The sequence below is a fragment of the Catenuloplanes niger genome (assembly GCF_031458255.1).
In the GTDB taxonomy this organism is placed as follows: Bacteria; Actinomycetota; Actinomycetes; order Mycobacteriales; family Micromonosporaceae; genus Catenuloplanes; species Catenuloplanes niger.
Genome location: NZ_JAVDYC010000001.1, coordinates 3404174 through 3418605, shown reverse-complemented (window position 1 = coordinate 3418605; position 14432 = coordinate 3404174). Strand labels below are relative to the sequence as shown.

Sequence of the window (14432 nt, the reverse complement as noted above, 5' to 3'; positions counted from 1 at the left end):
ACGGGGGGTACGACATCCAGACTACGCCGATCCCGGGCCCGTCCCGTGGATCGGCGGTGGGTCGGGCGTCCGAGCGCGGGTCCGGAGTTCGGCTGAATCCGTTGGTGGCGGTGTCTCGCACGTCGCACCGGGTGTGCGACCCGGCAGCTCGGAGCACTTGCAAGGTCTCTCGGGCCGGGCTCGAGCGATCATCCGGCCGCACGACCCACCCCACCACGCGAGGAGGACCACACGGTGCGGGTACTGCTGCTCGTCTCCGCCTTCAACGGACTCAGCCAGCGCGTCTGGTGCACGCTCCGGGAGGCGGGACACGAGGTAGGTGTGCTGCTCGCGACCGGCGAACGGGACATGATCGAGGGCGTCCGCGCCGCGCGCCCGGACGTGATTCTCTGCCCGTACCTGACGCACCGGGTGCCGGCCGAGATCTGGTCCGAGTGGCGCACGATCATCATCCACCCGGGCCCGGTCGGCGACCGCGGGCCGTCCTCGCTCGACTGGGCGATCACCGAGGCCGAGCCGTACTGGGGGGTCACCGCGCTGCAGGCGGTGGCGGAGATGGACGCCGGCCCGATCTGGGCCACCCGGATCTTCCGGCTCGCCAGCGCCGCGCCGCGCAAGTCCGCGCTCTACAACGGCCCGGTCGCGGACGCGGCCGTCGCCTGCGTGCGGGAGGTGCTGGCGAAGGCGGCCGACCCCGCGTTCCGCCCGGTACCGGCCGAGCGGATGCCGCACGAGGTGCCGAACGCGCGCCCGCGCCCGCTGATGCGCCAGTCCGACCGCGCGTTCGGCTGGGACGAGGGCAGCGAGCGCATCATCCGGCGGATCCGGGCCGCGGACGGCGCGCCCGGCGTGCGCACCGAGGTTCTGGGCATGCCGGTCTTCGCGTACGACGCACATCCGGGCACCGCGGCCGGCGCGCCGGGCACGGTGCCCGACGCACCGCCCGGCACCGGGGCGGGCGCGCCGCCGGGCACCGTGCTGTGCCGGCGGCAGGGCGCGATCATGGTGGCGACCGGCGACGGCAGCGTGTGGCTCGGCCATCTGCGCCAGGCCGACCCGGAGCGGAGCACGGACGCGGCGGGCCCGGCCGGCACCTGGCCCCGGGGCGTCAAGCTGCCGGCCGCGGTCGTGCTCGGGCGGCGGCTGCACGGCGTACCGCACGCGCCGCTGCCGTTGGGTTCGGAGGCGGAGGTGCCGGGCGCCTACCGGCAGATCCGGTACCGGCGGACCGCGGACGTCGGCTGGCTGACGTTCGACTTCTACAACGGCGCGATGTCCACCGGCCAGTGCCGCCGGCTGCTCGGCGCGTTCCGGCACGCGGCCGGGCAGGACACCCGGGTGCTGGTGCTGCGCGGCAGCACGGAGGCGTTCAGCAACGGCATCCACCTGAACCAGATCACTGCCGCGACCGACCCGGCCGGCGCCGCCTGGGCGAACATCAAGGCCATCAACGCGGTCTGTACGGAGATCATCGAGTGCACCCGGCAGGTGGTGATCGCGGCCTACCCCGGCAACGCCGGCGCCGGCGGCGTGATGCTCGGCCTGGGCGCGGACGTGGTCGCCGGGCGCGAGGACATCGTGCTCAACCCCTACTACGACATCGGCCTGTACGGTTCGGAGCTGCACACCTGGTCGCTGCCGCGCCGGGTCGGCGCCCAGTGCGCGGAGCGCCTGCTCGGCGAGAAACTGCCGGTCGACGCGGCCCGGGCGCGCACGATCGGCCTGCTGGACGAGGTCGGCCCGCGGCACCCTGACGCGTTCGCGGACTGGCTCGCCGAACTCGCCGCCCGGTACGCCGAGCCGCAGCTCAACCGCCGGATGCGCAGCCGGAAGGCCCGGGCGCTCACGTCCGGCCTGCCGCTCGCCGTGCACGAGGTGCGCGAGCTGGCCGAGATGAGCCACGACATCTTCGGCGACCGGTCCGGGTTCGCGGCGGCGCGGCACGCGTTCGTCCACAAGGTCCGCCCGACCGCCACGCCGGCCCGGCTGCTGCCGGCCTCGCTCGCCGAGGCGGCCCCCGCCGGGTCGAACGGCTCGGCCGGGAACGCGAAACGGCCGGTCCCGGCGCCGCCGCCGGGCACCCAGAACCAGGGGAAGAACCGCCAGCACGTCCGGCCGCGCTCGGCCGCCGCGGACCCGCCGCAGTCGGTGCGCCCGGCCGTGCCCGCGCAGGCCGGCTGACCCGAATCCGAGGCCGGCCGGTACCGGTCAGGCCGGCCTCTCCGGTGGGCCTCGTGCAACGGGTGGTGCGTCGCACGAGGCCCACCCCTCGTCCGTCCTCCCGCCGTGCCCGGGGTGCGGCGGCTAGATTGATCGGCATGTCGGATTTCGTGCCCGTGGCCGAGCGCATCGTCGACGCGATCCTCGCGAGTGAGCCGGTCACCGCCTTCTACGCCGGTGACCACACCCACGACGACCGCCTGCCGGACCACTCGGCCGGCGCGGTCGCCGAGCGCACCGCGATGCTGGTCGACGCGGGCAACGCGCTGGCCCAGCTGGACGTGGACGAGCTCGACCCGGCGGACCAGGTGGACCACGCGATCCTGACCACCATGGTCGAGCGGCGGCTGCTGGAGCTGACCGAGATCCGCGAGCACGAGTGGAACCCGCTGCTGCACAACCCCGGCCCGCTGCTGCACGGTCTGATGGCCCGCCGGTTCGCGCCGGTCGCGGAGCGGCTGGAGTCGCTGGCCGGCCGGCTCGCCGCGGTGCCGGACGCGGTCGCCACCGCGCGCGCGGTGCTGCACGACTGCCCGCGGGTGCACGTCGAGACCGCGGCCGGGCAGTTCGCCGGCGCGGCCGGCCTGATCCGTGACGAGCTGCCCGCGCTGCTGGCCGAGGAGCCGGCACTGGCCGGGCGGATCACGCCGCTGGCCGCCCGCGCGGCCGACGAGCTGGACGGGTTCGCCGCCCACCTGCGCGGCCTGGACGCCGACGGCCGTTCGCCGCGGCTCGGGCGGCGGCAGTGGGAGGCGCGGCTCTGGCACACGCTGGACACCGAGCTGTCCGCGGCCGAGGTGCTGCGCCGCGCCGAGGACAACCTGGAGCGGGTCGGCGAGCGGATCAGGGCGACCGCGGCGGAGCTGACCGGCGGCCCGGCCACGGACGAGACCGTGCGGCGCGCGCTGGCCCAGCTGGCCGAGGAACGGCCGGACAACGACACGATCGTGGACTTCGCCCGGGTCACCATGGCCGAGACCACGGACTTCGTCCGGTCACACGGGATCGTCACCGTCCCGGACGACGAGTGCGTGATCGAGGCGATGCCGGAGTTCGCGCGCGGCATCAGCGTCGCCTACTGCGACCCGCCCGGCCCGATGGAGACCGCGGACGTCCCCACGTTCTACTGCATCGCGCCGGCGCCCGCGGACTGGTCGCCGGAGCGGGTGGAGTCGCTCTACCGCGAGTACAACCACCACATGGTCCGCAACCTGACCGTGCACGAGGCGATGCCGGGCCACTTCGTCCAGCTCGCGCACGCCCGCCGGTACCGCGGCAACACGCGGGTCCGCGCGCTCGGCTGGTCCGACCCGTTCGTCGAGGGCTGGGCCGTGCACGCGGAGGAGTCGCTGGCCGACCACGGCTTCGGCGGGCTGCCGGTGCGCATGCAGCAGCTCAAGATGCAACTGCGGATGACCATGAACGCGGTGCTCGACCAGCTCGTCCACTGCGAGGACCTGTCCGAGGCGGACGCGATGCGGATGATGACCGGCCGCGCGTTCCAGGAGGAGGGCGAGGCGGCCGGCAAGTGGCGCCGGCTGCTGCTCACCTCGACCCAGCTGTCCACCTACTTCGTCGGCTACACCGAGGTCTCCGCGATCGCCGCGGCCCGCCCGCCGTCCGTGACGGTCGGCGCCTGGCACGACGCGATGTTGTCGCACGGCTCCCCGGCACCCCGCCACCTGCGTACGCTGCTAGAGCGTGTATCGAAGTCCACGAGGGTTGCGGCGCGTCGTGGCTGAAATAGGCGAGGTCTCCGGTAGAAGGTTTTTCGACCAAGAAACACCTGAATACCGGAGACCTCGTGGACACCTTAGCGGTGTTGCGGCGGCATGACCTGACCGACGTGCAGTGGGCGCGTCTGGAGCCGTTGCTTTCTGTTCCTGACCAGCGGCGTTCCGGCCGCCCGCCTGCGACGTGCCGACGGACGGTGATCGACGCGATCCGATGGCGGGTGAGGGTCGGCTGTGCGTGGCGGGACATACCGCCGTGTTACGGGTCATGGTCCGCGGCATACGCTTTGTTTCGCCGGTGGCAACGCAACGGGACCTGGTCGAGAATCCTCGCCCGGCTGCAAGCTTTGGCCGAGGCGGTGGGCGCGATCATCTGGAATCTGTCGGTTGATTCGACCATCGCGCGGGCGCATCAGCATGCCGCCGGAGCACGCCGCGACAGCGCCGGGCAGGCGGAGCCGCCGGGCGGTGTCGGTGATCCGGAGCCTGACGATCACGGGTTGGGCCGGTCGCGTGGCGGCTGGACGACAAAGGTTCATCTGGCCTGTGAGCAGGGATGCAAGCCCATGGCGATCGTGGTCACGGCCGGGCACCGGGGCGACAGCCCGCAGTTCGTCAAGGTCTTGGAACGGGTGAAGGTCGTGAAACTGTCCGGCCGGACGAGAACCCGGCCGGAGGCGGTGATGGCCGATAAGGCCTACTCCAGCCGGGCCAACCGCGCCTATCTGCGCCGCCGCCGGATCACCTGTGTTATCCCGATCAAGACCGACCAGGCCGCCGGCCGCACCCGGAAGGGTGCAGCCGGCGGCCGGCCCTACGACTTCGATGCTGAGCGGTACAAACAACGGAACACCATCGAACGCGGGATCAGCCGGCTGAAGCAGCACCGCGCGGTCGCGACCCGGTACGACAAACTCGCCGTCCGCTACGAAGCCACCGTCCAGATCGCCTGCATCAACATCTGGCTCTGACTTCGATACACGCTCTAGGTGTCCAGATCCCGCCGGGACTGTGCCACGAGGGGTGTTTCCGGCCCGACACGCCGGGCTGAAGTCCTGGCGGGATGGGCACCGTGAGTGATGACATCGAACGTTGTGAGTCCACGGAAGAAGATCGAGGGTGACGGGCGGCAGCTGTCGCCGGAGCAGGCCGCTGCGGCGGCGATGGTGGCCGAGGCGAAGGCGCGCGGGCTGGAACTGACCGGTCCGAACGGCTTGTTGAAGCTGTTCACCAAGAATGTCCTCGAGACCGCGTTGAACGAGGAGATGACTGAACACCTCGGTCATGCGAAGAACCAGGCATCGCCGGAGCGTGAGTCGACAAATGTGCGCAACGGCAGCCGCGGCAAGACGGTGATCTCGGATGCGGCCGGTGAGGTGCGTATCGACGTGCCGCGAGATCGGGAAGGGACGTTCGAGCCGCAGATCGTGAAGAAACGGCAACGGCGCCTGACCGAGGTCGACGAGATCGTGTTGTCGTTGTATGCGAAGGGAATGACGACCGGGGAGATCTCCGCGCATTTTGCGGAGATCTACGGTGCGTCGGTGTCGAAAGAGACGATCTCGCGGATCACCGATAAAGTCGTGGCGGAGATGACGGAATGGTCGACCCGGCCACTCGATGCCGTTTACGTGGCCGTGTTCATCGACGCCATCGTCGTCAAGGTCCGTGACGGCCAGGTCGCCAACCGGCCGGTCTACGCGGCCATCGGGGTCACCGTGGACGGCCACAAAGACGTCCTGGGGTTGTGGTCCGGCTCCGGTGGCGAGGGCGCCAAGTTCTGGATGAGTGTCCTGGTGGATCTGAAGAACCGTGGCGTGCGGGATGTGTTCTTCGTCGTCTGCGACGGGCTGAAAGGGCTGCCGGACACCGTCGAGGCGGTGTGGCCGCAAGCGATCGTCCAGACCTGCATCATTCATCTGATCCGGAACACTTTTCGTCTGACCTCCCGGGCGGATGCCGACGCGATCAAACGCGACATCAAACCGATTTACACGGCGGTCAACGCCGACGCCGCGCTCGCCGCTCTGGACGACCTCGAGGAGAAATGGGGGAGTAAATACCGGGCGATGATCCGGTTGTGGCGTAACGCGTGGGATGAGTTCATCCCGTTCCTCGATTACGACGTCGAGATCAGGAAGGTGATCTGTTCGACGAACGCGATCGAATCATTGAACGCCCGCTACCGTCGTGCTGTTCGCGCACGCGGGCATTTCCCCAGCGAGCAGGCCGCGTTGAAATGCCTGTATCTTGTGACCCGCAGCCTGGACCCGACCGGGGCCGGCCGCGCACGATGGACGATCCGCTGGAAGCCCGTGCTGAACGCCTTCGCCATCACCTTCGGTGACCGCTGGCCGGCCGCCGAAACCTACTGACCGAAGAGCCGGAAACACCGATCTTGGTACGGACCCATCCCGCCGGGCTGCCCACGGACCTGACCCGAAGCCGAGCCGGCCCGCGAGACGCGCCGGGCGGATGAAGGTTCTCAGTCATTCATCGGGGGAGTCGTGTCGAGTTTCATGGGTGCCGCATGGGCTGACCTCGCATCGGGTGTGCAGGCCGACGATGCCGTGGCGTGGTTGCGTGACGGTGAACCGGGTGCGGACCCGTTCACGCTCTACGCGGATGTCGTCGAGACCCCGGCCTGCCTACGGATCGAGCTGCAGGCCGAGGGCGATGGATACGCGGATCTGCCGCGCTGGTGTGCCGGCCTGATCGCCGCCGGCCGCGGCGTGACGAGAGCGCTGGTGGCGCTCGACCACGACGAGTACGGCGCGGAGCTGATCGTCCTGGCCACCGGCGAGGACGGCGGGCCGGGGCTGGTCTACCACGTGTACGCGCATCCGCAGGACGAGGAGACCGGCGAGCTGTACGAGGAGGGCGAGCCGACGCCGGTGGACGTGCCCGCGCTGGTCCCCGCCGAGCCCGACGGGAACGACTCGGGCATCGTGCTGGCCGGCCCGCAGGCGCGGCAGGCGCTGGCGCGTCTGTACGGCGCTCCGGCCGAGCGGGTCGAGACGGCATGCCTGCGTGGGGTGCAGCATGCGCGCGAGACGAGCGGCACCATCGGGGAGCCGTTCGCACCCTGGCTCGGCGCGCTCGGCATCGAGTGGTGGGCCGGGGGCAAGGACCACCCGCGGATGGTCCTGCGCCCCTGAGCGTTCAGCGATCCTTCGCGCGGGCCCGGGCGAGTCGCTGCAGGTTCATCACGTGGCGGCGGATCGCCTGGGCCTGGCGCTCGTCCGCGTCGAGCATCAGGACGATCTGGACCTCGGACGTCGCCGCCTGGTCGACCACGCGGTAGACCTTGCCGTGCAGCGTCATCTGCTCGTCCTCGAGCGTCAGGCGCAGCGCGACCTCGGAGCCCTCCGCGATGTCCAGGCGCTTGAAGACCGCCTTGATGCTGCGTTCGCTGACGTCGATGACCTCGCCACGGTGCGGTTCACCGTCCTCGCCGACGGTCAGCTCGATCGGCTCGCCGCCGCCACCGCGGACGTACTCGCGGTTCTGCTCGATCGCCGGGCGGGAGGTGATCTCCACGATCCACGTGCTGACGTGGCCGTGCACGACGCGGGTGATCACCGCGTCCGCGGCGTAGCGGCCGCGTTCGCCGGCGATCCAGCGGACCGTCAGCTCCATGCCGGGGTCGGGCACGTCGGTGACCAGCAGGTCGAGCGGCGCGGCCAGGGAGAGGAGCGCGCCGTCGAGATCCTCCACGCGGGAGCGGTACGTGCCGCCGCGCTTCACCGTGATCTCGACCCGCTCGTTGATGCCGGGGGAGGGAAAACTCACGTTCACCCATCGGTCTCCCGCGCGGCACCCTGAGGGTTTTCCCCGGCCTCGCACGCGGCGCCCCCGCCCGGCTGGATAGGCTCAGCGTCGTGGTCGGCCGCAGGGTGGCGGCGATCGGGGGTTCGGCTCACACGTCCCGCCGGCGGGACGGCAGACACCGCCTGCCACGCGGGCCGGTAATCACAACTCAAGGAGCGACACGACAAAATGGCCACCATCGAGGGAATTGTCGCCAGGGAGATTCTCGACTCGCGGGGCAACCCGACCGTCGAGGTCGAGGTCGGACTGGACGACGGCACCATCGCGCGCGCCGCGGTCCCGTCCGGCGCCTCCACCGGCGCGTTCGAGGCGCTCGAGCTGCGTGACGGCGACGCCGGCCGGTACCTGGGCAAGGGTGTCGAGAAGGCGGTCGCGAACATCGAGGACCGCATCGTCGACCAGCTGCTCGGCTACGAGGCCAGTGAGCAGCGCCTGATCGACCAGAAGATGCTGGACATCGACGGTACGGCGGACAAGTCCGAGCTGGGCGCGAACGCGATCCTCGGCGTCTCGCTGGCGGTCGCGAAGGCCGCGGCGGCCTCGGCCGAGCTGAGCCTGTTCCGCTACCTCGGCGGGCCGAACGCGCACCTGCTGCCGGTGCCGATGATGAACATCCTGAACGGTGGCGCGCACGCCGACTCGAACGTCGACGTCCAGGAGTTCATGATCGCCCCGATCGGCGCGTCCACGTTCCGTGAGGCGCTGCGCTCGGGCGCGGAGGTCTACCACGCGCTCAAGTCCGTGCTGAAGAAGAAGGGCCTGGCGACCGGCCTGGGCGACGAGGGCGGCTTCGCGCCGAGCCTGCCGACCAACGCCGCCGCGCTGGACCTGATCGCCGAGGCGATCGAGAAGGCGGGCTACTCGCTCGGCACCGACTTCGCGCTGGCGCTGGACGTGGCCGCGACCGAGTTCTACAAGGACGGGTCGTACACGTTCGAGGGCGGCTCCAAGTCCTCCGACGAAATGATCAACTACTACGCCAAGCTGTGCGAGACGTACCCGATCGTCTCCATCGAGGACCCGCTGAACGAGGAGGACTGGGCCGGCTGGACCGCGATGACCGCGGCGCTCGGCGACAAGATCCAGATCGTCGGCGACGACCTGTTCGTCACGAACCCGACCCGCCTGGGCCGCGGCGTGGCCGAGAAGGCCGCGAACGCGCTCCTGGTGAAGGTGAACCAGATCGGCTCGCTGACCGAGACGTTCGACGCGGTCGAGCTGGCCCACCGCAACGGCTTCAAGTCGATGATGAGCCACCGCTCCGGCGAGACCGAGGACACCACCATCGCGGACCTCGCGGTCGCGGTCGGCTCCGGCCAGATCAAGACCGGCGCCCCGGCCCGTTCCGAGCGCGTCGCGAAGTACAACCAGCTGCTGCGCATCGAGGAGGAGCTGGCGGACGCCGCGCGGTACGCGGGCGCCGGCGCGTTCCCGCGCTACAAGGCCGCCAAGTAACTCAGAGTCACGTAGTACCCACGTAGGTCGCTCGGGCCGGGAGTCTCATCCGCCAGGGGTTTGCAGTATCTGATCAAAAATCCCGTGGATTTGCTCTCGGCCCTCGCGCCCGTCATGGTTGCTTAGCGTGAGAATGGGTACGGCGGGGGCAGGGGGGTGGGTGTCGTGACGCAACGGCGATCGCCGGGCGGTCAGGGACCCGCTCGCGGCGGACACGGAACGCGACCGACGCGCAGGGCCGGTTCGCCCGCCCGGAGCGGGCGTGGTGCCCGCACCGCGATCCGTGACGCCAGCATCGTCCGTGAGCCCCGGCCGACCGAGGCCGGCCGTTCCGCCAGCCGTCCCGCGGCCGCCCGGCGCGCGGCGGCGGCCGGCGCCGCGAAGCGCACCACCGCCACCCAGCCCCGGCGCTATACCGGGCGGGCCGCGGTGCTGATCGTGGTGCTGATCGCGCTCGCGCTCGCGTACACGTACCCGGTGCGGCTCTATCTGTCGCAGGAGGCGGACATCGCCGCGATGGAGGCGTCCCAGGCCGAGCAGCGGGAGCGGATCCGGCAGCTCACCGAGCTGGTCGACAAGTGGCAGGACGACGAGTACGTGCGGACCCAGGTCCGCAATCGTTTCTACTACGCCCACCCCGACGAGACGCTGCTGATCGTGATGAACCAGGATGCCGGTGCCGCCCCGGGCACGGTCGGGCTCCCGTCCGCGCCGCCCGAGACGCCCGACAAGTGGTACGACACGTTGTGGTCCAGCATCCAGGAAGCCAATAAATAAGTGACGCAGGAAATCCACCCGCCGCATCGCGAGGAAGCGACCCCGGCGGACCTCGCGGCCGTCGCCGCCCAGCTCGGCCGCACGCCCCGCGGCACCCGCGCGGTCGCGCACCGCTGCCCGTGCGGCAACCCGGACGTCGTGGAGACCACGCCCCGGCTCGCGGACGGCACGCCGTTCCCCACGCTCTTCTACCTGACCTGCCCGCGCGCGACCAGCGCGATCAGCCGGCTGGAGTCGGCCGGGGTGATGAAGGAGATGTCCGCGCGCCTGGCCGAGGACGAGGAACTGGCCGCGCGCTACCGGGCCGCGCACGAGGACTACCTGAGGCGGCGTGAGGCGATCGGCGACGTGCCGGAGATCGCGGGCGTCTCCGCCGGCGGCATGCCCGGCCGGGTCAAGTGCCTGCACGTGCACCTCGGCCACGCGCTCGGTGCCGGCCCGGGCGTCAACCCGTTCGGCGACGAGGCCGCCGAGATGATCGGCCCGTGGTGGACCGACGGGCCGTGCGTGGCGCCGTCACAGCCCGACGAGTGACGCGTCCGCCGACTCGGCCAGCCGGGTCAGCTCCAGCGTGATCTCGCCGTCGCCGCGGAACGACGCCAGCATGCCGTCCGCGGTGACGCAGACGGTGAAGTCCGACATACCGTGCACGTCCGCGCAGAGCGCCTCCCGCCCGGCGAACGTCGCGGTCGAGATGGCCACGTCCACGCCCGGCAGGTGAGCCGCCGCGGTGACCATCGCGCGCACCTGCTCCGGCGTCACTATCCCGATGCCGCCGGGTGCGTCCGTCGCGCCCGGCGGCCGTGAGCAGGCGCCGTCCTCGCACAGCGTCACGCCGTCCGGCCCGACCACCAGGCGGTCGCCGCCGCTGATCACGGCCGTCCGCGGCGGCGCGTTCACCACGGTCGTCATCTCGCCGGTGCCGAGCGCGTAGACCGCGGTGTACGTCTTCGCCGACGCCTGCCCGAGCCGGTCGATCACCTCGGTCAGTCCGCCGCCGTCTCCCACGCCCGGCGCGGCGCAGCCGGTCAGTGCCAGTGCGGCGACGGCGGCCGGCAGCCGAAGGCGGATCATGCCTATGAGGATGCGGTATCGGCGGTGGTCTCCGGCTCGGTCGGACGGAGCCAGTAGGGTTGTCCGTATGGATGTTGCGGTACGCCGCGCCCGGACCGCCGACGTACGCCGCATCCGGGCCCTGATCGACACGTACAGCGGCGAGCGACGCCTCCTCAGCAAGCCCACGGTCACGCTCTACGAGGACGTGCAGGAGTTCTGGGTCGCGGAGCGGCTGGCCGACGGCGCGATCGTCGGCTGCGGTGCGCTGCACGTGATGTGGGAGGACCTGGCCGAGATCCGCACGCTCGCGGTCGACCCGGCGTGCCGCGGCCAGAAGATCGGCCACCGGATCGTCACCGAGCTGCTCAACACCGCGCGCGACCTCGGCGTCTCCCGGGTCTTCTGCCTGACGTTCGAGACCGGCTTCTTCGCGTCGTTCGGGTTCGAGGCGATCGACGGCGCGCCGGTGCCGTCCCCGGTCTACGAGCAGCTGCTGAGTTCCTACGACGAGGGTGTCGCGGAGTTCCTCGGCCTGGAGCGGGTCAAGCCGAACACCCTGGGCAACACCCGGATGCTGGTGCACCTGTCCGACGTAGGCTGAGCGCATGGCACGCGTAGCCGCGATCGACTGCGGTACCAACAGCATCCGTCTCCTGGTCGCCGACCTGCCTGCGTCGTACGCGGGCCCCGGTGCCCAGCTGCTCGACGTCACCCGGCGGATGGAGATCGTCCGGCTCGGCGAGGGCGTCGACCGGACCGGCCGCCTCTCGCCCGCCGCGATCGAGCGCACCCGGGTCGCGCTGGCCGGTTACGCGTCCGCGATCGAGGAGCTGGGCGCGGACCGGGTGCGGATGGTGGCCACGTCCGCCACCCGCGACGCGGAGAACGCGGACGACTTCCGCGCCATGGTCACCGAGACGCTCGGCACGCCGCCCGAGGTGGTCACCGGCGACGAGGAGGCGCGGCTGTCCTTCACCGGCGCGGTGCACGGCCTGCCGCCCGGCTCGCACGCGCCGTACCTGGTGGTGGACATCGGCGGCGGCTCCACCGAGTTCGTGGTCGGCGGCCGCCAGGTGGACGCCGCGATCTCGGTGGACATGGGCTGCGTCCGGATGACCGAGCGCCACCTGCACGGCGACCCGCCCACGGCCGCGGAGATCGAGGCGGCCCAGGCGGACATCACGGCCCAGGTCGACCGCGCGCTCGCCGCCGTACCGGGCCGGGACGCCAAGACGCTGGTCGGGCTGGCCGGCTCGGTCACCACCGTGGTCGCGATCGCCCGCGGCCTCACCGAGTACGACCCGGCCCGCATCCACCACGCGCGCCTCGGCTACGACGAGGTCGCCAAGGTCACCGCGGACATGCTCGCCGCCACCCGCGCGGAGCGCCTGGCCGTCCCGGTCATGCACCCCGGCCGCGCGGACGTCATCGGCGCCGGCGCCATGGTGCTCCGCACCGTGATGGAGCGCGCCGAGATCTCCTCCGTCGTCGCCAGCGAGCACGACATCCTCGACGGCATCGCCTGGAGCCTGAGCTGAGCCTCAGCCGGGCTGCCGGACCGCGTCCTCCGAGGCGCTCCAGACCCGCGCGGCGACGTCCGGGTTGAAGATCGTCTGCCGGAGGCGCAGCGGCCGCCCGCCGGCGTAGAGGCCACCGTTGCGCAGCCCGGCCGCCGGACCGGTGATCAGCGGCGTCAGCCCGGCGGCGGATCTCTGCGGGCTGATCAGGAACGGCGCGTACCGGAAGACGTACGCGAACGCCGTGCCCTCGCCGATGTTGGTGCGGACCAGCCCGGGATGGAAGCTCAGGCTGAGGATGTCCGGCCACCGCCGCGCCGCCTCCATGGCGAACAGGACGTTCGCGGCCTTGGTCATCTGGTACACCGGCACGCTGTGGTACCGCTCGGCCGGCGTGTTCAGGTGGTCCGGATCGATCCGGGCGTTGGGTGCCGGCCGCACGGAGGTGTTGATGATCCGGCCACCGCGCAGCCGGTCCCGCAGCAGCGTGCTGAGCAGGAAGTGCCCGAGGTGGTTGGCCTGGACCGTAGCCTCGTTCCCGTCCTCGGTGAGCCGGTGCGACGGGACGTGCATGCCCGCGTTGTTGACCAGCACGTCGATCCTCGGGTACGTGTCCAGCAGGTGCTCCGCCAGCTTCCGCACCTCGGCGAGCCGCTCGAAGTCGGCGAGGAACCGTCCCGGCTCCCGCCCGTGCCCGGCCGCCCGGACCCGGTCGACCGCCGCGGTCAGCCGCCGCTCGGTGCGGCCGGTCAGCACGACCTGGGACCCGCGCGCCGCCGCCTGCTCGGCGGCGGCCAGCCCGATACCGGAACTCGCGCCGGTGATGACCACTACCTTTTGATCTTGCATTCACTCATCCCACCAGCGGTACGGCGCCGCCGGTAATGCCGATCGGGCAGGGCGGATCATGCCGGCCGGGCAGACCACCCCAGCATGTGCTCCACGAAGAGCTTGGCGGTCGGCCCGGCGTTCCGCGCCGACGTGCCGATCTCCAGGTGGCTGGGGGACAGGTCCTCGACCGGCAGTGCCCGCAAGCCCGGCAGCTGCTCCGGCAGCGTCGAGCCGTGCGCGTAGACGACGGCCCGGCCCAGCGCGACCGCGGCGATCACGTCGGTCGCGGACCCGATCCGGAGGCTCTGCCGGCGCGGGTGCCCGTCCACGTCGGCGCCGGTCCAGTGCGCCGCCTCCGCGTCGGACATCCCCGGCCAGTAGGTGAACGTCTCGTCCCGCAGGTCGGCGAGCGTCAGCCGGTCCCGTCCGCCGAGCGGGTGGTCGGTGCTCAGCAGGACCATTCGCGGTTCGGCCGCGAACGGTTCGACGTCCAGACCGTGCCGGTCGAAGGAGTCCCGCAGGATCGACACGTGCGCGGCTCCGGCACGCAGCACCTCCGGCGCCAGCCAGTCGTGCGGCTCGATGTCCACCTGGACGTGCGGATGCTTCTCCTCGAAGGCCCGGCTCGCCGCGGCCACGGTCAGCACGTCGCAGGTGGGCGCCGTGACGGTCAGCGTCTCCGTCCCGCGGGCCCGGGTGAGCGCGAGCCGGGAGCGTTCCACCAGGTCGTACGCGTCCATCAGCAGTTCTGACCCGGTCGCGGTGAGCGTGGTGGCGTGTGAACCGCGCACCAGCAGCGGGGCGCCGACCGTACGCTCCAGCGCGCGCAGCGCCCGGGACAGTGCCGGCTGCGTCAGCAGGAGTCGCTGCGCGGCGCGGGTGATGCTCCCGGTCTCCGCCACGGCGATGAGGTACCTGAGGTGTCGTAATTCGAGGTCGGCCACGTACCGAGAATGCCACCGCCGCGCCGGTGCGCGGAGATCGGGCGAAATCGCTTGACGCTACTTCGTAT

At 71.4% G+C, this 14432-nt stretch carries 14 protein-coding genes; 10 read left to right on the top strand and 4 right to left on the bottom strand.

The window, feature by feature from the left end; translation table 11 throughout:
- Nucleotides 1-234 precede the first annotated feature (234 nt).
- From J2S44_RS14875 to J2S44_RS14855, 5 genes are all read left to right on the top strand, one after another.
- Nucleotides 235-2181 carry an enoyl-CoA hydratase-related protein gene (locus J2S44_RS14875; RefSeq protein WP_310413595.1) on the top strand — a complete coding sequence of 649 codons (1947 nt, stop codon included), beginning with the start codon at nucleotides 235-237 and terminating at the stop codon, nucleotides 2179-2181.
- A 137-nt stretch (nucleotides 2182-2318) separates the two neighbouring features.
- Nucleotides 2319-3962, top strand: a complete 1644-nt coding sequence (locus J2S44_RS14870; RefSeq protein ID WP_310413593.1) for a DUF885 domain-containing protein — start codon at nucleotides 2319-2321, stop codon at nucleotides 3960-3962.
- An 80-nt stretch (nucleotides 3963-4042) separates the two neighbouring features.
- Complete coding sequence (locus tag J2S44_RS14865) at nucleotides 4043-4924, top strand: IS5 family transposase (RefSeq protein WP_310429634.1); 882 nt, start codon at nucleotides 4043-4045, stop codon at nucleotides 4922-4924.
- 123 nt (nucleotides 4925-5047) lie between these two features.
- Nucleotides 5048-6328: an IS256 family transposase gene (locus tag J2S44_RS14860; RefSeq protein ID WP_310407910.1), complete on the top strand. Its 1281-nt coding sequence runs from the start codon at nucleotides 5048-5050 to the stop codon at nucleotides 6326-6328.
- Nucleotides 6329-6532: 204 nt separating this feature from the next.
- Nucleotides 6533-7111 (top strand): hypothetical protein, encoded by a 579-nt coding sequence (locus tag J2S44_RS14855; protein WP_310413590.1) that lies wholly within the window; start codon nucleotides 6533-6535, stop codon nucleotides 7109-7111.
- 4 nt (nucleotides 7112-7115) lie between these two features.
- Here the strand turns inward: J2S44_RS14855 and J2S44_RS14850 are convergent, their stop codons facing one another.
- Entirely contained in the window at nucleotides 7116-7745 is a 630-nt protein-coding gene (locus tag J2S44_RS14850; RefSeq protein WP_310413586.1) for a PilZ domain-containing protein, read from the bottom strand.
- A 207-nt stretch (nucleotides 7746-7952) separates the two neighbouring features.
- Between J2S44_RS14850 and eno the strand changes: the two genes are divergently transcribed.
- The 3 genes from eno (at nucleotide 7953) to J2S44_RS14835 (ending at nucleotide 10550) form a co-directional block, all read left to right on the top strand.
- Nucleotides 7953-9239, top strand: a complete 1287-nt coding sequence (gene eno, locus J2S44_RS14845; RefSeq protein WP_310413582.1) for a phosphopyruvate hydratase — start codon at nucleotides 7953-7955, stop codon at nucleotides 9237-9239.
- A gap of 165 nt (nucleotides 9240-9404) precedes the next feature.
- Nucleotides 9405-10016 (top strand): FtsB family cell division protein, encoded by a 612-nt coding sequence (locus J2S44_RS42915; RefSeq protein ID WP_374727843.1) that lies wholly within the window; start codon nucleotides 9405-9407, stop codon nucleotides 10014-10016.
- Complete coding sequence (locus J2S44_RS14835) at nucleotides 10017-10550, top strand: DUF501 domain-containing protein (protein WP_310413576.1); 534 nt, start codon at nucleotides 10017-10019, stop codon at nucleotides 10548-10550.
- Here J2S44_RS14835 and J2S44_RS14830 read toward each other — a convergent pair.
- Nucleotides 10533-11090, bottom strand: a complete 558-nt coding sequence (locus tag J2S44_RS14830; RefSeq protein WP_310413573.1) for a hypothetical protein — start codon at nucleotides 11088-11090, stop codon at nucleotides 10533-10535. The two genes, J2S44_RS14835 and J2S44_RS14830, sit on opposite strands and share 18 nt — an antisense overlap.
- Before the next feature lie 67 nt (nucleotides 11091-11157).
- Here J2S44_RS14830 and J2S44_RS14825 point away from each other — a divergent pair, with 67 nt between their 5' ends.
- Together J2S44_RS14825 and J2S44_RS14820 are read left to right on the top strand one after the other, a co-directional pair.
- The gene (locus tag J2S44_RS14825) at nucleotides 11158-11673 is read left to right on the top strand and encodes an amino-acid N-acetyltransferase (RefSeq protein ID WP_310413570.1); all 516 of its coding nucleotides are present in this window, start codon (nucleotides 11158-11160) and stop codon (nucleotides 11671-11673) included.
- 4 nt (nucleotides 11674-11677) lie between these two features.
- Complete coding sequence (locus tag J2S44_RS14820) at nucleotides 11678-12610, top strand: Ppx/GppA phosphatase family protein (RefSeq protein ID WP_310413568.1); 933 nt, start codon at nucleotides 11678-11680, stop codon at nucleotides 12608-12610.
- A 3-nt stretch (nucleotides 12611-12613) separates the two neighbouring features.
- On the opposite strand, the gene J2S44_RS14815 is transcribed toward J2S44_RS14820, so the two are convergent.
- Complete coding sequence (locus J2S44_RS14815) at nucleotides 12614-13438, bottom strand: SDR family NAD(P)-dependent oxidoreductase (RefSeq protein ID WP_310413565.1); 825 nt, start codon at nucleotides 13436-13438, stop codon at nucleotides 12614-12616.
- A 56-nt stretch (nucleotides 13439-13494) separates the two neighbouring features.
- Entirely contained in the window at nucleotides 13495-14364 is an 870-nt protein-coding gene (locus J2S44_RS14810; RefSeq protein ID WP_310413562.1) for a LysR family transcriptional regulator, read from the bottom strand.
- Nucleotides 14365-14432: the final 68 nt, after the last annotated feature.